The sequence below is a fragment of the uncultured Amnibacterium sp. genome (assembly GCF_964245895.1).
Classification (GTDB): domain Bacteria; phylum Actinomycetota; class Actinomycetes; order Actinomycetales; family Microbacteriaceae; genus Amnibacterium.
The window spans coordinates 33,965-51,386 of record NZ_CAXTOQ010000004.1; the positions used below are offsets into that span (position 1 = coordinate 33,965).

Sequence of the window (17,422 nt, forward strand, 5' to 3'; positions counted from 1 at the left end):
CTGCCCGTGTCTCGTTTCGTAGGTCTGACAGACCTACGAAACGAAGCACGGGGGATCAGCGGAGGCGGAACGGCACCGTCGCGATGACGGCGTCCGTCTGGGCCCGCAGCACGGCCGCGAGCACGGTGCCGCGCTGGTTGTGGAAGACCTCCTGCCACCGGTGCCGCGGCTCGACCTCCGCGAGCAGCACGGTGACGTCCGCGCCCTCGCGCACCTGCGCCCGGACGTAGGCGACGAGGGGCGTGACGAGGCTGCGGTGCGGGCTCGGGAGGACCGTCAGCGGCACGCCGCAGTCCCACGCCTTCCAGGCCGCCGACAGGCGCTTGGCGGAGCCGGGCTCGTTGTCGACCGCGACCGCCTCCAGGCGCCCGCCCAGCCGCATCGCGGTCTGCAGCGCGAGCGCGGTGCGCGCGCTGACGTCGGACACCGGGATCAGCACCAGCGGGTCGTCGGCGACGTCGCGCGGCTTCGGCAGCGCCGTGCCGAGACCCAGCTGCCTGCCGACGGCGGCGTAGTACCGCTCGACCCCGCCGAGCAGCAGGATCAGCGCCGGCAGGATCAGCAGCAGGACCCACGCGCCCTCGGTGAACTTGCTCACGAGGAAGACGACGGCGGCGAGCGCCGTCAGCAGCGCGCCGAACGCGTTGAGGGCGGCGCGAGGCCGCCAGCCCGGCTCGCGCGTGCGGAACCAGTGCCGCACCAGCCCGACCTGGCTGATCGTGAAGCCGATGAACACGCCGATCGCGAAGAGCGGCAGCAGGCGGTTCGTGTCCGCGTCGAGCACGACGAGCAGCACCGCTGCGAGGATCGCGAGCGCGACGACGCCGACCCGGTACACCGGCTTCTCGCTGCGCAGCGTGAACAGGTGGGGCAGGCGGTGGTCGCGGGCGAGCAGGTTCATCAGCACGGGCAGCCCCGCGAAGCTGGTGTTCGCCGCGAACAGCAGCACGAGCGTGACCGCGATGTTCGTCACGAAGAACGGCCACCCGGTGCCGAACGCGATCGCGGTCACCTGCGCCAGGATCGTGACGCCGCCGCGCGGCACCAGGTGGTGCACGCTGATCGCGACCGCGATCAGGATCAGCAGGACGCCCAGCAGGAGGCCGAGGGACAGCTCGGTCCGCTTCGCCCGCTGGACCGCCGGGGTGCGGAACGCGGGCACCCCGTTCGCGATCGCCTCCACCCCGGTGAGCGCGGAGCAGCCCGCCGCGAACGCCTTCAGCACGAGGACGACCCCCAGCGCCTCCGTCCCCTGGATCGCGCCGAGGTCCTGCCCGATGGGGGCGCCGCCCGGGTTCACGATCGCCACGATCGCGGCCGCGCCGACGGCGAGCACGAAGACGATCGTCGGGATCATCACGGTGACGGCGGACTCCACCAGCCCGATCAGGTTGATGGTCGCGAGCAGGACCAGGCCGCCGAGGGTGATGGGCAGCAGGTACCCGCCGAGCGCGGGGAAGACGGAGGCGAGGCTCGCGGCGCCCGCGGCGAGGCTGACCGCGACGGTCAGCACGTAGTCGACGACGAGGCTCGCGGCCGCGAGCAGCGCGACCGGCCGCGACAGGTCCGCCTTGGCGACCGAGTACGCGCCGCCGCCGTTCGGGTGCACCGCGATCACCTGCCGGTACGACAGCACGAGCACCAGCAGCAGCACGGCGATCGCGATCGTGATCGGCAGCGTGGCGGAGGTCGCCGCCGACCCGGCCGCGACGAGCGCGAGCACGATCGCCTCCGGGCCGTAGGCGACGCTCGACAGCGCGTCGAGGGAGAGGGCGGCGAGCCCGGTGACCGCGGTGAGCTTCTGCGCGTCACCCTTCGGCTCCCGATGCACGCGCCGGCCGGGTGCGGTGGTCACCGCTGGATCCTCACACCGCGGGGGCGCGGGCGGGCCGGCTCTTGACGACATCCATACGCCGCACGCCGCCGCGGCGCCTCCGCGCGGTAGCCCCACCTCCGCGCGGTAGGTGGACCTACCGCGCGATGGTGACGAGTACCGCGCGACGCGCTTCGACTCCGCGGCGCTGGGTGCACGGTGACCGGATGGTGACCTTGCGCTGTTGACACCCCTCCGGGCGACGGCTTAGCGTGGAGGCGATCTGCAAAAGCAACTTTCGCTTGACGAAAGTCTCGGCGGGCGGCGCAAGGAGGCGCGGTGGCACGGCTTCTCGATGTGGAGCGGCTGCGGGTGACGTACGGCGCCGTGGTCGCGGTCGACGACGTGTCGCTCACCGTCGACGACGGCGAGATCGTCGGCCTGATCGGCCCGAACGGCGCCGGCAAGTCGTCCTTCATCGACGCGCTCACCGGCGGGATCAAGCGCACCGGCTCCGTCCGTCTCGCCGGCGACCCGATCGACGGGCTGCCGCCCTACCGGGTGAGCCGCCGCGGGCTCGCGCGGACCTTCCAGTCGGTCGAGCTGTTCGGCGACCTCACCGTCGAGGAGAACCTGCGCCTCGGGGCCGACCGCCCGCGGATCGCTGACCTGTTCCGCGACCTCGTGCTGCCGTCCAAGCCCCGCGGGCTCGAGGACGTCGCCTGGGCCGCCGCCCTGTGCGGGATCGAGGACGACCTGCAGCGCTACCCGGCGGAGCTGAGCCACGGGCGGCGGGAGCTGGCCGGCGTCGCCCGCGCGCTCGCCATGCGGCCGAAGCTGGTCCTGCTCGACGAGCCGGCTGCCGGGCTCGACACCGAGGAGAGCGTCGCGTTCGGCGAGCGCCTCCGCTCCCTGCCGCGGAACGGCGTCGGCGTCCTGCTGGTCGACCACGACATGGAGCTCGTGCTCGGCGTCTGCGACCGCATCGCCGTGCTCGACTTCGGCTCGGTGATCGCCAGCGGCACCCCGACCGAGGTCCGCAACGACCCGCGGGTCATCGAGGCCTACCTGGGGAGCGGTCATGCCGCCTGAGGCCGCCGCCGAACCGGTGCTCGAGGTCGTCGACCTGGTCGCCGGCTACCACGGGCTGCCCGTCGTGCGCGACCTGAGCCTGACGGTCCGGAAGGGCGAGGTCGTCGCGCTGCTCGGTGCCAACGGCGCCGGCAAGACCACCACGCTGCGCACGATCGCGGGCCTGCTGAAGCCGCTGTCCGGCACGATCACGGTCGGCGGCGCGAGTACCGCCGGCAGGACCGCGCACGCGCTCGCGCGCCGCGGCGTCGCCCTCGTGCCCGAGGACCGTGCGATCTTCGCCGACCTGACCACCCGCGAGAACCTGCGCGTCGCCGCGACGAGCAAGGCGAAGGAGCGGGAGGCGCAGGTGCTCGACCTGCTGCCCGAGCTGAAGAAGTGCCTCGGCCGGAAGGCGGGGAACCTGTCCGGCGGGGAGCAGCAGATGCTCGCCGTCGGCCGGGCGCTGGCCGGGCAGCCGCGGCTGCTCGTCGTCGACGAGATGAGCCTGGGCCTCGCGCCCGTCGTCGTGCAGCGCCTGCTGCCGGTGCTGCGGGACATCGCCGCGCTCGGCACCGCCGTGCTCGTCGTCGAGCAGCACGTGCACCTCGCGCTCGAGGTCGTCGACCGCGCCTACGTGCTCGCGCACGGCCGGCTGCGGGTGGAGGGGGACGCCGCCGACCTGCGCCGCGACGCCTCCCTGATCGCGGCCTCCTACTTCGGCGACGCGGACGCCGCCGAGCAGCTCGTCGAGTCGGCCGGCCTCGCCGACGAGGTCCGCATCGCGCCGCCCGACACCCCACCCCCCGGCACCACCCCCTGAGCACCACCGCACCAACCCCCCGCACGACACAGCAGACGAAGGAGTTCGCATGTCCCACCTGAACCGATCCCACCCCGCCCGATCGCGCGCATCGGCAGCGGTCGCCGCCGTGGCCGGTCTCGCCCTGGCCCTCACCGGCTGCTCCTCCGCCACCCCCGGTACCACGTCGACCAGCGGAGGCGGCCGCAGCAGCGGCGCCGCCTCCGACGACTCCGCCGTGCTCGGCGCACCGAACAAGGCCTCCGGCACCCCCGTCACGTTCGGGGTGCTGAACCTCGAATCCGGTCCCGTCACCTTCCCGGAGGTGTTCCTCGCCGAGCAGGCCGCGGCCGACTACATCAACGACTACCGCGGCGGCATCGGCGGGCACCCGATCAAGCTCGTCAAGTGCGCGACCGACGGCACGCCCGCGACGTCGGCCCGATGCGCCAACCAGGTGCTCGACTCGAAGCCCCTCGCGATCCTCGGCGCTGCGGACACCGGGTCGCCCGGCGCCGTCGCCGTGTACGAGCGGCAGGGCCTCGCCTACCTGGGCGGCATCGCCTTCACGCCGGTCGAGCAGAACTACAAGGACGCGGCGATCTTCTCCAGCATCTCGACGGGCGACAATGCGGCCGCGAGCGTGTACCTGACGAAGGACCTCGGCGTGAAGAGCGCGGCGGTCGTCTACACCTCCGACACGCAGGGCACCGCGAGCGGCCTCGGCGTCATCGTGCCGACCCTGCAGCGCGCCGGCGTGACCAAGATCACGAAGATCCCGATCCCGCCGACCGCCTCCGACGTCTCCTCCGCGGTCGCCACGGTGACCTCGGCCCAGCCCGACCTCGTGTACGTCGCGGCGCCCGCCGCCTGCCCGAACGTGCTGTCGTCGCTCAAGCAGCTCGGCTACACCGGCAAGCTGGCCGGCGTCGACACCTGCACCTCGCCGAAGGCGGTCCAGGGGGCCAACGGCGGCGCGGAGGGGCTGTACTTCGCCTCCCCGGTGCTCGACCCGGGCGACTCCGGCGACGAGGCGGCGCTGTACCGCGCGGCGCTGAAGAAGTACGCCCCGGCCGACATCGCGCTCGACTCCCTCGCCACGATCGGCTTCCAGTCGATGATGAACATCTCGAACGTGCTCGGCAAGGAGGACCCGGCGAAGCTCACCACCGCGTCGATCCTCGCCGCGTTCCGCGACGGGTCGGACAAGCCGAACTTCATGGGCCACCCGTACACGTGCGACGGCAAGCAGATCCTCGGCGCGTCCGCGGTGTGCAACGCGAACGAGCAGATCCGCCAGCTGAAGGGCGGGAAGATCGTCGTCGCCAAGGAGTGGACCACCGCCGGGTCGTACTACGTGCCCGCCGCCGGCTGAGCGGGCCGGACCGGTGACCGGAGAAGGCGAAGTCGATCGATGACTCCGAACCTCATCATCCTGTTCGTGCTGCTCGGCCTCGGGGCGGGCGCGGTCTACGCGCTGCTCGGCCTCGGGCTGGTGCTGAAGTACCGCAGCACGCAGGTGATCGACTTCGCCCACGCGGCCGTCGCGATGTACAGCGCGTACGTCTTCGTGAACCTCCGCTCGAACGGCTCGCTCCAGCTGCCCTGGATCGTCCTGCCCCACCAGATCCAGATCGCGAGCGCCGGCATCGACGTGCTGCCGGCGCTCGCGATCACCCTGGTGTACGGCACGGTGCTCGGGCTCGTGCTGTTCGTCGTCGCGTACCGGCCGCTGCTGCGTGCGGCGCCGCTCACGAAGGTGTGCGTCTCGGTCGGCATCATGCTGCTGCTGCAGGCGATCGCCGTCCTCAACTTCGGCACGACCTCGCTCGCGACCGGCCCGGTGCTGCCGAGCACCCCGATCCCGATCGCGGGCGTCACCGCCCCATCCGACCGGCTCGTGCTGTTCGGCATCGTGGTCGCCGTCGCGGTCGCGCTGCTCGCCCTGTACCGCTTCACGCGCTTCGGGCTGGCGACGCGGGCGAGCGCGGAGAACGAGACCGGAGCGGCCCTCATCGGCATCTCGGCGACGGGCATCGCCGGCCGCAACTGGCTGCTCGGCAGCCTGCTCGCCGCGCTCTCCGGGGTCCTGATCACGCCGATCTCGTCCCTCGACCCGACGTCGTACACGCTGTTCGTGGTGCCGGCGCTCGGCGCCGCCCTGGTCGGGCGGTTCGCATCCTTCCCCTGGACGGCGGCGGCCGGCATCGGCCTCGGCGTCTTCCAGTCCCTGATCGTGCTGCTGCAGTCGCAGATCGCCTGGCTGCCGCGGCAGGGCCTCGGCGACGGCCTGCCGTTCCTGCTGATCCTGATCGCGATGACGATCAGCGCGAGGAGGCTCGGGGTGCGCGGCGACCCGGGCACCATCCGGAACCCGTCGCTCGGCCGCCCGACCAGGCCGCTCGCGACGACGCTCGTCTGCCTGGTGCTCGGCGTCCTGGCGCTGGTCGCGCTGCAGGGATCGATGCGGGCCGCCTTCATCGCCTCGCTCATCACGATCTGCATCTGCCTGTCGCTCGTCGTGCTCACCGGCTACGTGGGGCAGGTGTCGCTCGCGCAGCAGTCGTTCGTCGGCTTCTCCGCCTTCATGCTGTCGCAGCTCGGCGTGGTCGCCGGGCTGCCGTTCCCGGTCCCGCTGCTGCTCGCGGCGATCACGGCGGTGCCGCTCGGCCTGGTCATCGGTCTGCCCGCGCTGCGCGTGCGCGGGGTCAGCCTCGCGGTCGTCACGCTCGCGGTCGCGGCGGCGATGGACGCGCTCATCTTCAGCGCCACCGCGTTCACCGGCGGCCTCGGCGGCCGCTCGGTCGCCGACCCGACGTTCTTCGGCCTCGATCTCGGCATCGCGCAGGGCGACGACTACCCGCGGGTGATCTTCGGCGTCCTCGTCCTGGTCGTCGTGCTGGTGGTCGGCTACGCCGTCGCGCGCCTGCGCACCAGCTCCACAGGCCGCATGCTGATCGCCATCCGCTCGAACGAGCGGGCGGCGGCGTTCGTCGGCATCGACGTGGCCCGCACCAAGCTGTACGCCTTCGCCCTGTCGTCCTTGATCGCCGGGATCGGCGGCGGGCTGCTCGCGTACGCGCAGGGCACCGTGTCGAGCGCGTCGTTCGGCACCTTCACCTCGCTCACCGTGCTCGCCATCGCGTACGTCGCCGGCATCGGGCGCATCGCCGGCGCGGTGATCGCCGGCATCATGTTCGCCTCCGACGGCCTCTTCGTCGCCTTCCTGGACTCGGTGCTGCACATCGGCCAGTACCAGCAGATCGTCGCGGGCATCGCGCTCGCGTTCACCGCCGTGCAGAACCCGGACGGCGTCGCCGCGGCGCTCGTGAACGGGAAGGGCCTCGCCCGCCGGATCACCGCGGTGCGGGACCTGGTGCTGCCGGTGCGGTGGTTCGGCGGCGCTCCGGCACCCGCGCTCGCCGCCGACTCCTCCCTCCCGCCCGGCGAACCGGCCGAGCGTCCGACCCCGACGGAGCGGCCGCATGCCCGAAACCCGTGACCTGCCCCTCGCGGACGCCCGCGCGCTGATCGCCCGCGCGATCGACAAGGCCGAGCAGCTCGGCCTCCGCGGCGGCATCGCCGTCGTCGGCGCGACCGGCGCGCTCGTCTCCACCTCCCGCATGGACCGCGGCGGCGCGGGCGGCATGGCGCGGGCGCGCTCGAAGGCCTGGATCTCCGCGACGCAGCAGATCCCGAGCGCGGAGCACCTCGGCCGGATGAACTTCGTGTCCGCGCCGGTCGAGAAGGGCTTCGTGCTCTGCTCGCCGGAGGCCGCGTTCCCCGGCGCCGGCGGCATGCCGGTGCTCGACGGCGACGAGGTGGTCGGCGGCATCGCGGCGTCGGGCGCGACCGTCAGCCCGTTCTTCCCCGCCGGCGTCGAGCAGCAGCGGATGATCGCCGACGGCAGGCCGGCGAACCCGGAGGACCTGCTGATCCACTACGCGCTGCGCCTGCCGTACGCCGGGCAGCACGGCGACGACGACGCCCGCTGGGCGCGCAGCTTCGGGCCGTTCCCCGACGACGCCCCGGCGGGGCTCGGGATGGCGGAGGCGCCGCGCGCCGCCCTGCAGACGGAGCTGGACGCGGCGATCCGGCTCGCCGACGCCGCGCTCGCCGCCGCGGACCGGCTCGGCGCGCGCATCTCGGTCGCGGTCGTGGACCGGCGGGGCGACCCGATCCAGCAGGACTCGACGGACGGCGCGGCGACCGCCGCGTCGTTCCTCGCGCCCGCGCTCGCCGCGGCCGCGGCCACCTTCGAGCTGGCGAGCGAGGCGATCGGCGCGCGGTGGACGGAGGGGGCGCTCGCCCGCCTGCTGCCGTTCCCGGTCGCGACTGTCGCCGGCGGCCTGCCCTGGACGGACGGCGACCGCGTCCGCGGCGGCCTCGGCGTCGCCGGGCCCGACCCGCTGCTCGCTGCGGAGATCGCCCGCGCGGCCCTCGCGGACGCGCGGTGACGCGGGTCTGCGTCGTCGGCTGCGGCGCCATCGGCAGCCTCTTCGCCGCGCACCTCGGCACCCTCGACGACGTGGAGGTGTGGGCGTACGACGTCGCCCGACCGCACGTCGACGCGATGAACGCGACCGGGCTGCGCGTGACGGGCGCCTCGGAGGTGCTCGGCCGCGTGGCAGCCCGCACGGACCCCTCCGAGATCCCGCCCTGCGACCTCGGCATCGTGGCGACGAAGTCGGAGCACACCGCGGCCGCCATCCAGGCCTGCGCGGGCGTCTTCGCGGACGCCGCGGTCGCGAGCGTGCAGAACGGGCTCGGCAACGAGGAGGCGATCGCGCCCGCCGTGCCCAGGGTCCTCCGCGGCACGACCCTCGTCGCGGGTGCCGTGACCGCGCCGGGCGTCGTCCGGTTCGACGCGACCGGCGGCACGTGGCTCGGGCCCTTCGAGCCGAAGCCGGCCCGCGCGGACGAGGTCGCGCTGCTGGCCGACCTGGTCACCCGGGGCGGCCTGCCCGCCTCCGCCCTGCCGGACGCGCGCGGCGCCCAGTGGACGAAGCTGCTGTTCAACGCCGGCACGAACGCGGTCGGTGCGGTCACGGGACTCACGATCGGGCAGGTCGGCTCGCTGCCCGCCGTCCGACGGCTGGCCGGACAGGTCATCGACGAGGGCCGCCGGGTCGCGGCGGCGCTCGGCATCGAGGTCGACGCCGACCCCGAGGCGATGATCGACGACGCCGTCGAGCGCGCCTACGCCCACCGCGCGAGCATGCTGCAGGACGTGCAGGCCCGCCGTCGCACCGAGGTCGAGATGCTGAACGGCGGCATCGCCGCGGCGGGCCGCGGAGCGGGCGTGCCGACGCCGCTGAACGACGCGCTCGTCGCGCTGGTGCAGGGCATCGAGCGGTCGTGGCTGACGGACGACCGCATCGTGGGGGAGGGGCACGCATGAGACTGCTGGGGCTGTCGGCCGGGAACGCCGGCGGGAGCGCGGAGATCCTGCTGAAGGAGGCGCTGCGCAGCGCCGAGGCCGCGGGGGCGGAGGTGCAGCTGGTCCGCATCGGCGACCTCGACCTGTCGACGGGGCCCGCCGCGCACGGCGACGACGCCCAGTGGTTCTGGGACCGGCTGATGGCGGCGGACGGCCTGATCGTCTCCAGCCCGATCTACACGCGGACGATCCCCGGCCTCCTCCGGCTGCTCGGCGACAAGATCTCCGGGCCGCAGGCGGACGTCGTGTTCACGGCCGAGCTGCTGCGGCTGCGCAGCGAGGGCGCCGAGATCCCGGTCGACTTCGCGATCGACGAGCGGGTGCTGCGGCCACGGGTCGCGGGCTTCATCGCGGTCGGCGGCTCGCTGCCGTCGTACTGGAAGACGCTCGCGCTGCCGCTGATGCACACCCTCACCGCCTCCGCGCAGATCGCGGTGGTGGACCAGGTCGAGTTCGCGGGCGCGGGCAGCCCGGCGTCGATCGTGCTCGACGCGGCGGCGCTCGAGCGGGCCGCCCAGCTGGGCCGGAACGTGGGCGAGCAGCTCGGCCGCCCGTTCGAGCAGGCCGAGTACCGGGGCGCCTCGGGTGCCTGCCCCGTCTGCCACCTCTCCGTCCTCGCGCTGCGCGGCGGCGACCTGGTCGAGTGCGCCTCCTGCGGCGCGGGCGGCACCCTCCGGGTCGAGGACGGCGAGGCGCTGGTCGCGTTCGGGCCGGCCGGGCTCGCGCAGTCCGTGATCTCGCTGGAGGAGAAGCGCGCGCACTTCGCCGAGGTGCAGCAGACCGCCGCCCGGCACGCCGCCATGCGCCCGGAGATCGAGGCGCGCCGCCAGGGCTACCTCGACTGGGACCCGAGCGTGCGGCCGTGACGGGACGCCTGGTGCTCGCCGGCGAGCCGGGGTTCGAGGAGGCCGTGCTCGGCCGGATCTTCAACGGCCGCAGGCCCTCGGACCGGCGCCCGGAGGCGGTGCTGCTCGCCGCAGACGAGGCGGACGTGCAGGAGGGGGTGCGCCTCGCCGCGGCGCGCGGCTGGCAGGTCGCGGTCCGCTCCGGCGGGCACAGCTGGGCGGCGTGGAGCATCCGCGACCGGTCCCTGCTGATCGATCTTGGCGCCTTCACCGGCATGACGTACGACGAGGCGACGCAGATCGTCTCCGCCGGGCCGGCCGTCAGGGGCGGGGACGACCTCGGCCCGTTCCTGGAGGCGCGCGGCCGGTTCTTCGGCGGCGGCCACTGCCCCTCCGTCGGCATCGGCGGGTTCCTGCTGCAGGGCGGCCAGGGCTGGAACGCCCGCGGCTGGGGCTGGGCCGCGGAGCAGGTCGTCGCCGTCGACGTGGTCACCGCGGACGGCGAGCTGGTCCGGGCCGACGCCGCGACCCACGCCGACCTGTACTGGGCGGCGCGCGGCGCCGGGCCCACCTTCCCCGGCGTCGTCACCCGCTTCCACCTCGCGACCAGGGCCCTGCCTGGGCACCTGTCCTTCACGCTGCACGTGTACCCCGTCGCGCTGTTCGACCGGGTGCTGCCGTGGCTGTACGAGATCCACGAGCAGGTCCCGCCGACCGTCGAGATCGTGGCGGTCAGCATGACGCCAGAGAACGGCGAGCGGGTCCTCCTGGTCAGCGCGCTCGCGTTCGTCGACGACGCGGCGGAGGGGGAGGCGGCGCTCGCCGCGTTCCGCACCTCGCCCCTGGTGCACGAGGCCCTCGTCCACGTCGACGCGGTCCCGACCACCCTGGCGGAGCAGCGGGCGGAGCAGGTGCGCGCGAACCCGGAGCACGCCCGCTACCTCGTCGACAACGGCTGGATCGACGGCGACCCCGCCGAGGTCGCGGCGGCCCTCCGGCCCCTGTTCGTCGACCTGCCGGAACCCGCGGCGTTCACGATCTGGTTCAGCATGGGCCCGCTGCGGCCACTGCCCGACATGGCGTTCTCGCTGCAGAGCGAGGCCTACGTCGCGAGCTACCTCGTCTACGACGACGAGGCGCGGGACGCGGCGCTGCGGCGCTGGCTGAACGGCGCCTGGACCGCCGCCCAGCCGGTCACCGTCGGGCAGTACCTGGGCGACAGCGACATGACGAACCGGCAGCTGCAGGTGCTGAGCCCCGAGCACTGGCGGCGGCTGCAGCGCGTGATCGAGGAGCGCGATCCGCGCGGCCGGTTCGTGCGCCACCTGGCGGGGGACCCCGCCGCGGTCAACGTCAACCACTGGAGCAGCTGATGGCACGACTGGCGGGCAGGACCGCCCTGATCACCGGGGTCGGCGGCGGCATGGGACGCGCTGCGAGCCTCCGCTTCGCCGCCGAGGGCGCGCGGATCGTCGGCTGCGACATGGATGCGGCGACCGCGGAGGAGACCGCTCGCCTCGTGCGGGACGCGGGCGGCGAGATCGCCGTGACGGCTCCGGTGGACCTCGGCGACGCGGCTGCGGCCGCGGCCTGGGTGGAGGCGGGCATCGGGGAGGCAGGCGACGCGGACATCCTCTACAACAACGCCTCCTCGCCCCGGTTCGGCGCGATGGACGAGCTGAGCGTCGAGGACTGGGACCACACGATGCGGAACGAGCTCGACCTCGTCTTCTACGTCTCGAAGGCGTTCTGGCCGCACCTGAAGCGGCGCGGCGGCGGGGTGATCCTGAACGTCGGGTCGATCGCGGGCATCCGCGGCGTCGAGTTCATGGCGCAGAACGCGCACGGTGCCGCGAAGGGCGGCGTGCTCTCCCTGACGCAGCAGCTCGCGGCGGAGGGCGGCCGGTTCGGCATCCGCTGCGTGGCGGTCAGCCCCGGCTTCACGGTCACGCCGCAGACCGCGTGGCTCGTCGAGACCGGGCCGCAGGCGTTCCGGGACAACATCGCCCGCATCCCGCTGCAGCGGGTCGGGCAGCCGGACGACATCGTGAACGCGGCGCTGTTCCTCGCCTCCGACGAGGCCTCCTGGATCACCGGCGTGAACCTGGTCGTCGACGGCGGCCAGAGCGTCCTCGGCTGATGGTTGCGCGGCTGATGCGCTCCCGCCGGCGGGCCCCTCGCGCGGTACCCGCACCGCGTCGCGCGGTACCCCCACCGCGTCGCGCGGTGCTCCCACCATCGCGCGGTAGGTCGACCCACCGCGCGATGGTGCGGCCCTCCGCGCGACGCGGACCGACCGGCCGGCGCACGCTTAGCGGGGTCCCGCGCTGATGGCCGCCATCGATCACGTGGGCCTCAGCGTCGGCGACCTCGACGCGCAGCTGGCCTGGTACGCGGCGGCGTTCGGCTGGCGCGTCGCGGCGCCCTTCGCGATCCCGCCGCTCGGCCTGCGCGGCGCGTTCGTCGTATCCGAGGACGGGCAGGCGATCGAGCTGCTCGAGCGGCAGGGCTCGGGAGGCGGCCTCCGCGCCCCCGACCCGCAAGCGGCCCTGCTGACCCGCGGCCTCGGCCACGTCTGCGTGCGGGTCGACGACACCGATGCGTGGCACGCGCGGCTGCTCGCGGCGGGCGCCGAGGAACGCCTCCCGCCCGGCGACGCCCCCGAACCCGGCGTCCGCTTCAGCTTCGTCGCGGACCCGGAGGGGAACCTCGTCGAGCTGCTCGACCGGCCCGGGCCGGTGAGGAGCACGCCGCGGCCGCACATCCGACCGACGGAGAAGGAGGAGTCGTGACGTCTCGCGGGCTGCACCACATCGGCTACTGGACCGAGGACCTGGAGGCGAGCATCCGGGACGCCGAGCGGCTGCTCGGCGTCGGTCCGTTCACCGTGCTCGAGCACGTCGACCTCGGCGAGTTCCGGTTCCGCGGCGCACCGGCCGTGCTCGACCACACCGCCGCGTTCGCGCAGTGGGGACCCGTGATCCTGGAGCTGAACCTCGCTCACCGGATCGAGCCGCCCGAGCTGCGCGCCGCCCTCGGCGTCGCGCCGGGCGCGGTGAGCCACGTCTCGTGGTGGACGGAGGACCTCGCCGCCGAGACGCAGGACCTGGACGGCGGCGGCTGCGCGCTGCTCACGACCTCGGTCGGTGGCGCCGTCGCGAACTGGTTCGACGGCGGCCCGCTGTTCGCGCATCCCATCGAGATCCACCAGCCGACCCCGGGGGTCAGGCGGATGTGGGACTCCCTTCGCACCGAGGCCTCCTAAGCGGGTCAGCGGCTCATCCGCAGCGGTGCGGAAGGTGGAGCACCTCGACGAGGTGCCGTTCTGAGTTCGCGTCCCCGCAGGATCGGAACGGCTCCGCGCCGCGCGCCCGATCGAACGCCTGCAACTGCGGTTTAGTGCTAAACTCGCGCCCGTGAGCGCGCTCTCGTCCCCCGAGTCGGCGCTCTTCACCGCGATGGCGCGCTTCCTGCACGGCGCCGGGCAGGCGGCCGCGGCAGAGCTCGCCTCCTTCGGGCTCACGCCTGCGCAGCTGCAGACGATGGTGCGGATCGCCGAGCATCCGGGCATCGCGCAGTGGCAGCTGGCCGGCGCGTCCGGGGTGACGAAGGGCAACGTCAGCCAGCTCGTCAAGAAGCTCGAGCAGGCGGGGCTCGTCGAACGGGTCCGGAACCAGGGCGCCGACGAGCTCGCGGTGTCCCCGGCCGGCGCCGCCCTGCTGGACCGGGTCGTCCCCGCGCACGGCGCGTTCATGGAGCGCACCTTCGCCGCCCTCGATGCGCAGGAGCGCGACCTGCTCCACGCCCTCGTCCTGCGGCTCATCCCGGCGGACCGCCCGCCCGGCCGATCGTCCGACGGACCCCGGGTCCAGACCTGAATCGAGGAGTCCCATGCAGCAGACGGGTCGCGGCGGGAGCGCCATGATCGGAACCACCGCCGTCGTGACCGGCGGCACCGACGGCATCGGTGCCGCCACCGCGCTGGAGCTGCGGCGTCGCGGCGCGGACGTCCTGATCCTCGGGCGCTCGCAGGCGAAGGCGGATCGGCTGCTGGCCGAGGCGGCGGGGCTGACCGGGCCCGGCAGCATGCGCGCGATGCCGACGGACCTCTCGCTGATGGCGAACGTCACCGCCGTCGCGCGCCGCATCGCGGCGGACGTCGAGCACGTCGATGTGCTGGTCCAGGCCGCCGGCATCCTGCTCACCCGCACGGAGCACACGAGCGAGGGGATCGAGCGGGACTTCGCGGTGGGCTACCTCTCCCGGTTCGTGCTGCTCGAGACCCTCGCGGAGGAGCGTGCGCTGCGGCCGTCGACCCGGGCGATCACGATCGCGGCGTCCAGCCGGACCGTGCCGTCGTTCGCCCGGCTCGAGTTCGCCGACCCCGCCGTCGTCCGTGCCCGGACGGGTATGACCAGCCACGGGCAGGCGCAGCTGGCCAACGACCTGCTCACCGCGCAGGCGGCGGACCGGTACGGGGTGACCGCGATCGGCTTCGGTCCGGGATCGGTCGACACGCAGATCCGCCGCGAGGTGCCCGCGGTCGTGCGCGCGATCATGAAGCCGTTCTTCGCCCGCTCGACCAGGACGCCCGCGGCGGTGGGCACCCAGCTCGCCGACATCGCCGCGGATCCGGCGCTCGAGCCCGGCGCCACGGTCTTCTTCGACCGGCACGGCCGGTTCCCGATCGCCGACTTCATCGCGGATCCGGAACGGCAACGCGATCTGCTGTCGGTGAGCCTGCTGCTGGCGGAGCAGGCCGCCGCGGGCTGAGCGGCTCGGCGCATCCCCAGAGGCCCGTGCTTGCGTCGACCCGGACCGCCGTGCGCGCGGCACCGATCGACCGGAGGAACGCCCTGATGCCAGAGGACCCGACCGTCTACGACGTCGCCGTGATCGGCGCCGGCCCGGCGGGGACCGCGGCCGCGCTGCGGGCCGCGGAGCTGGGCGCGACGGTGGTGGTCCTGGAGGCCGGTCGCCTCGGCGGCACGTGCGTCAACACGGGCTGCGTGCCGACGCGCGTGCTCGCGAAGACCGCTCGGCTGGTGCGCGAGGTGCGCGCCGCCGGCGCGTACGGCATCGGCGTCGGCGCGCCGACGGTCGACTGGTCGGCGACCGTGCAGCGCGTCGCCGAGCGGGTCGAGCAGGTGCGGTCGATCAAGCGGGAGGCGCAGCGGTTCGCGGAGGCGGGCATCGAGCTCGTGCAGGAAGGACGCGCCCGGTTCGAGGACGACCGCACGCTCGTGACGGAGAGCGGTCGCCGGGTGACCGCCCGCGCGATCATCGTCTGCGTCGGCGGGCGCTCCCGCCGGCTGCCGATCCCGGGCGCCGAGCTGGCGACCGTGCCGGAGGAGGTGCTGCGCCTGCCCTCGCTGCCGCGCCGCGTGGCGGTGATCGGCGCCGGCAACACCGGTGCCCAGCTGACGACCGTGTTCAGCGCGTTCGGTTCGGCCGTCACGCTGCTCGACCTCGCGCCGCGGGTCCTCGTCGCCTCCGACGAGTCGATCTCCGAGGCCGTCGCGAACGCGTTCGGGGAGCAGGGCGTCGACGTCCGCACCGGCATCGACGGCGTCGACCGGCTCGAGCGCGCCCCGGACGGCGCGATCACCCTCACCTGGCGGGAGGGTGGCGGACCCGCCTCCGCGGACTTCGACGTGGTGCTGATGGCCACCGGCTGGCCGGCCGACGTCGAGGACCTGGGTCTCGAGCGCGCCGGGATCCAGACCGTGCGGTCGAGCGTGCCTGCCGACCGGTACTTCCGCACGGTCGTGCCCCACATCCTCGCCGCGGGCGACACGAACGGGCGCGACATGCTGGTGCAGGCGGCGCAGTTCGAGGGCGAGGCCGCCGCGGAGAACGCGGTGCTCGGCGTCGACCGACGCACGCCCCAGCACCTGCTGCCCGCTGGCGGGTTCACCGATCCCGACTACGCCGGCGTCGGGCTGACGGAGGCGGAGGCGCGGGCCCGCGACCTCGAGTGCGTCGTCGCGACCGTTCGGTACGCCGACCTCGACCGGGCGGTGATCGACGACCGGGAGCGCGGCTTCCTCAAGCTGATCGCGGACCGGCGGCGCGAGCTGCTGCTCGGTGCGCACGCGGTGGGGGAGAACGCCGTGGAGGTGATCCAGTCGGTGACGACGGCGATGGCGGCCGGCATCGACGTGTCGACGCTCGCGAACGTGCGGTTCGCCTACCCGACCTACAGCGCCGTCGTCGGCATCGCGGCCCGCGAGCTGACGCGGACGCCCGCGCTGCCGGCGACCCTGCGCTGACCGGTGCTCAGGCCGGCTGGTCCTGCGGCAGGGGGCCTCGGGCGCGGGTCGCGGCGAGCAGCTCCGTCAGCCGATCGCGGACCTCCTCCAGCGTCGCGAGCGGCACGCCCAGGCGCTCGACGACCTGCTCGGGCACGCGCTCGGCCTGCTCCCGCAGCGCGCGGCCGCGATCGGTCAGCTCGACCCGCAGCTCGCGCTCGTCCGCCGGGTTCCGCAGCCGGGTGACGGCGCCGATCGCCTCCAGGCGCTTCAGCAGGGGGGTGAGGGTCGGCGGCTCGAGGTAGAGGGCGTCGGCGATGTCCCGAGCGGACCGGGGGCTGCGCTCCCACAGGGCGAGCATCACGAGGTACTGCGGGTGCGTGAGGCCGAGGGGCTCGAGGATCGGCCGGTAGACGCCGATCACGCTCCTGCTCGTGGCGGCCAGGGCGAAGCACACCTGGCGGTCGAGGGCCAGCGGATCCTGCTCGGTCGAGCTCACGCCCACAGTCTACTCGTCCACGAAGTGTTAGTATACGAAGCATGAGCCGACGATCGATCAGGGAGCGGCTGTTCGGCTCGGCGCAGGGTCTCGACCGGGGGCTGCTACCGATCATGGGGCCGGCCCAGATCGGCGCGGGCCACGCCGAGGAGCCGTACCGGCTGCCCGCCGATCCCCGCTGCCCCGTCTGCGGCGGACCGATGGCGCTGCACGACCTGCGGCGCACCGCCGACACCTCGCGGCCGACGCAGCTGACCTGCCCGCCGCGCAGCGCCTGGGACGCCGCCGCGGAGGCGTAGCGGGCGTCGTCGCGTGCACGCACACCGCGCTCACGAGATCGAGAGCGACACTCGACATGTCGGCGCGATCGCCGTCCGGGGTGGTCGGGCGGAGCACGGGACCCGCCCGATGTGGGGGTGCTGTGGGGTCCGCTCGGCTCGCGGGACAGGGACGTCCGGCATGAACATCGCCGACCTCGTCGCGGGTCCACCGCCGGAGCAGCGGGACGTCGGCATCCAGTACGAGGACCGCCTCCACCTGATCAGCGACGCCAAGCGGATCTACCTCGAGCTGGGCGTCGCGTGCGAGCTGCACGACCTGTCGATCAGCTTCGCGGTGCCGCGGACCTCGTCGCGCTGGTACGCCGGGGCGTTCGAGCGCCTGACGGGGCATCGCGCCTACAACGAGTGGGACGAGCCGCG

The 17,422-nt window shown here is 74.0% G+C and carries 18 protein-coding genes; 16 read left to right on the forward strand and 2 right to left on the reverse strand.

The window, feature by feature from the left end:
• Nucleotides 1–55 precede the first annotated feature (55 nt).
• A complete protein-coding gene (locus ACFE60_RS01470; protein WP_375387059.1) occupies nucleotides 56–1,855 on the reverse strand; it encodes an APC family permease in 1,800 nt (599 codons plus the stop codon).
• Nucleotides 1,856–2,152: 297 nt separating this feature from the next.
• On the opposite strand from ACFE60_RS01470, the gene ACFE60_RS01475 reads away from it, so the two are divergent.
• The 14 genes from ACFE60_RS01475 to ACFE60_RS01540 all read left to right on the forward strand — a co-directional run bounded on the left by ACFE60_RS01475 (nucleotide 2,153) and on the right by ACFE60_RS01540 (nucleotide 16,243).
• Nucleotides 2,153–2,905 (forward strand): ABC transporter ATP-binding protein, encoded by a 753-nt coding sequence (locus tag ACFE60_RS01475; protein ID WP_375387060.1) that lies wholly within the window; start codon nucleotides 2,153–2,155, stop codon nucleotides 2,903–2,905.
• The gene (locus tag ACFE60_RS01480; RefSeq protein WP_375387061.1) at nucleotides 2,895–3,707 is read left to right on the forward strand and encodes an ABC transporter ATP-binding protein; all 813 of its coding nucleotides are present in this window, start codon (nucleotides 2,895–2,897) and stop codon (nucleotides 3,705–3,707) included. Before ACFE60_RS01475 ends, ACFE60_RS01480 begins: the two co-directional genes overlap by 11 nt.
• Nucleotides 3,708–3,756: 49 nt before the next feature.
• Nucleotides 3,757–5,061 (forward strand): ABC transporter substrate-binding protein, encoded by a 1,305-nt coding sequence (locus ACFE60_RS01485; protein ID WP_375387062.1) that lies wholly within the window; start codon nucleotides 3,757–3,759, stop codon nucleotides 5,059–5,061.
• A gap of 39 nt (nucleotides 5,062–5,100) precedes the next feature.
• Entirely contained in the window at nucleotides 5,101–7,188 is a 2,088-nt protein-coding gene (locus ACFE60_RS01490) for a hypothetical protein (RefSeq protein WP_375387063.1), read from the forward strand.
• Nucleotides 7,172–8,143 (forward strand): heme-binding protein, encoded by a 972-nt coding sequence (locus ACFE60_RS01495; RefSeq protein ID WP_375387064.1) that lies wholly within the window; start codon nucleotides 7,172–7,174, stop codon nucleotides 8,141–8,143. Before ACFE60_RS01490 ends, ACFE60_RS01495 begins: the two co-directional genes overlap by 17 nt.
• On the forward strand, nucleotides 8,140–9,087 hold the full coding sequence (locus tag ACFE60_RS01500; protein WP_375387065.1) for a ketopantoate reductase family protein: 948 nt from the start codon (nucleotides 8,140–8,142) through the stop codon (nucleotides 9,085–9,087). The genes ACFE60_RS01495 and ACFE60_RS01500 overlap by 4 nt, the downstream gene beginning before the upstream one ends.
• The gene (locus tag ACFE60_RS01505) at nucleotides 9,084–9,992 is read left to right on the forward strand and encodes a flavodoxin family protein (protein WP_375387066.1); all 909 of its coding nucleotides are present in this window, start codon (nucleotides 9,084–9,086) and stop codon (nucleotides 9,990–9,992) included. The genes ACFE60_RS01500 and ACFE60_RS01505 overlap by 4 nt, the downstream gene beginning before the upstream one ends.
• Complete coding sequence (locus ACFE60_RS01510) at nucleotides 9,989–11,344, forward strand: FAD-dependent oxidoreductase (protein WP_375387067.1); 1,356 nt, start codon at nucleotides 9,989–9,991, stop codon at nucleotides 11,342–11,344. The genes ACFE60_RS01505 and ACFE60_RS01510 overlap by 4 nt, the downstream gene beginning before the upstream one ends.
• Nucleotides 11,344–12,111: an SDR family NAD(P)-dependent oxidoreductase gene (locus tag ACFE60_RS01515; protein ID WP_375387068.1), complete on the forward strand. Its 768-nt coding sequence runs from the start codon at nucleotides 11,344–11,346 to the stop codon at nucleotides 12,109–12,111. Before ACFE60_RS01510 ends, ACFE60_RS01515 begins: the two co-directional genes overlap by 1 nt.
• Nucleotides 12,112–12,301: 190 nt before the next feature.
• Complete coding sequence (locus tag ACFE60_RS01520) at nucleotides 12,302–12,763, forward strand: VOC family protein (protein WP_375387069.1); 462 nt, start codon at nucleotides 12,302–12,304, stop codon at nucleotides 12,761–12,763.
• Complete coding sequence (locus ACFE60_RS01525) at nucleotides 12,760–13,236, forward strand: VOC family protein (RefSeq protein WP_375387070.1); 477 nt, start codon at nucleotides 12,760–12,762, stop codon at nucleotides 13,234–13,236. The genes ACFE60_RS01520 and ACFE60_RS01525 overlap by 4 nt, the downstream gene beginning before the upstream one ends.
• Nucleotides 13,237–13,387: 151 nt before the next feature.
• On the forward strand, nucleotides 13,388–13,849 hold the full coding sequence (locus ACFE60_RS01530) for a MarR family winged helix-turn-helix transcriptional regulator (protein WP_375387071.1): 462 nt from the start codon (nucleotides 13,388–13,390) through the stop codon (nucleotides 13,847–13,849).
• Nucleotides 13,850–13,892: 43 nt separating this feature from the next.
• On the forward strand, nucleotides 13,893–14,744 hold the full coding sequence (locus ACFE60_RS01535; protein WP_375387072.1) for an SDR family NAD(P)-dependent oxidoreductase: 852 nt from the start codon (nucleotides 13,893–13,895) through the stop codon (nucleotides 14,742–14,744).
• Between the two features lie 86 nt (nucleotides 14,745–14,830).
• Entirely contained in the window at nucleotides 14,831–16,243 is a 1,413-nt protein-coding gene (locus ACFE60_RS01540) for a dihydrolipoyl dehydrogenase family protein (RefSeq protein ID WP_375387073.1), read from the forward strand.
• 7 nt (nucleotides 16,244–16,250) lie between these two features.
• Here ACFE60_RS01540 and ACFE60_RS01545 read toward each other — a convergent pair whose 3' ends face one another.
• Nucleotides 16,251–16,721, reverse strand: coding sequence for a MarR family winged helix-turn-helix transcriptional regulator (locus ACFE60_RS01545; protein ID WP_375387074.1), 471 nt, complete (start codon nucleotides 16,719–16,721; stop codon nucleotides 16,251–16,253).
• Nucleotides 16,722–16,762: 41 nt separating this feature from the next.
• Between ACFE60_RS01545 and ACFE60_RS01550 the strand changes: the two genes are divergently transcribed.
• Complete coding sequence (locus ACFE60_RS01550) at nucleotides 16,763–17,020, forward strand: hypothetical protein (RefSeq protein WP_375387075.1); 258 nt, start codon at nucleotides 16,763–16,765, stop codon at nucleotides 17,018–17,020.
• Nucleotides 17,021–17,180: 160 nt separating this feature from the next.
• Nucleotides 17,181–17,422, forward strand: a 242-nt coding sequence (locus ACFE60_RS01555; RefSeq protein WP_375387076.1) for a hypothetical protein, incomplete at its 3' end; no start/stop codon positions are given.

Bases quoted from the DNA above. Each gene is read 5' to 3' on its own strand.
- ACFE60_RS01480 (WP_375387061.1), top strand. From the start codon at position 2,895: ATGCCGCCTGAGGCCGCCGCCGAACCGGTGCTCGAGGTCGTCGACCTG.
- ACFE60_RS01485 (WP_375387062.1), top strand. From the start codon at position 3,757: ATGTCCCACCTGAACCGATCCCACCCCGCCCGATCGCGCGCATCGGCA.
- ACFE60_RS01490 (WP_375387063.1), top strand. From the start codon at position 5,101: ATGACTCCGAACCTCATCATCCTGTTCGTGCTGCTCGGCCTCGGGGCG.
- ACFE60_RS01495 (WP_375387064.1), top strand. From the start codon at position 7,172: ATGCCCGAAACCCGTGACCTGCCCCTCGCGGACGCCCGCGCGCTGATC.
- ACFE60_RS01505 (WP_375387066.1), top strand. From the start codon at position 9,084: ATGAGACTGCTGGGGCTGTCGGCCGGGAACGCCGGCGGGAGCGCGGAG.
- ACFE60_RS01515 (WP_375387068.1), top strand. From the start codon at position 11,344: ATGGCACGACTGGCGGGCAGGACCGCCCTGATCACCGGGGTCGGCGGC.
- ACFE60_RS01520 (WP_375387069.1), top strand. From the start codon at position 12,302: ATGGCCGCCATCGATCACGTGGGCCTCAGCGTCGGCGACCTCGACGCG.
- ACFE60_RS01535 (WP_375387072.1), top strand. From the start codon at position 13,893: ATGATCGGAACCACCGCCGTCGTGACCGGCGGCACCGACGGCATCGGT.
- ACFE60_RS01540 (WP_375387073.1), top strand. From the start codon at position 14,831: ATGCCAGAGGACCCGACCGTCTACGACGTCGCCGTGATCGGCGCCGGC.
- ACFE60_RS01550 (WP_375387075.1), top strand. From the start codon at position 16,763: ATGAGCCGACGATCGATCAGGGAGCGGCTGTTCGGCTCGGCGCAGGGT.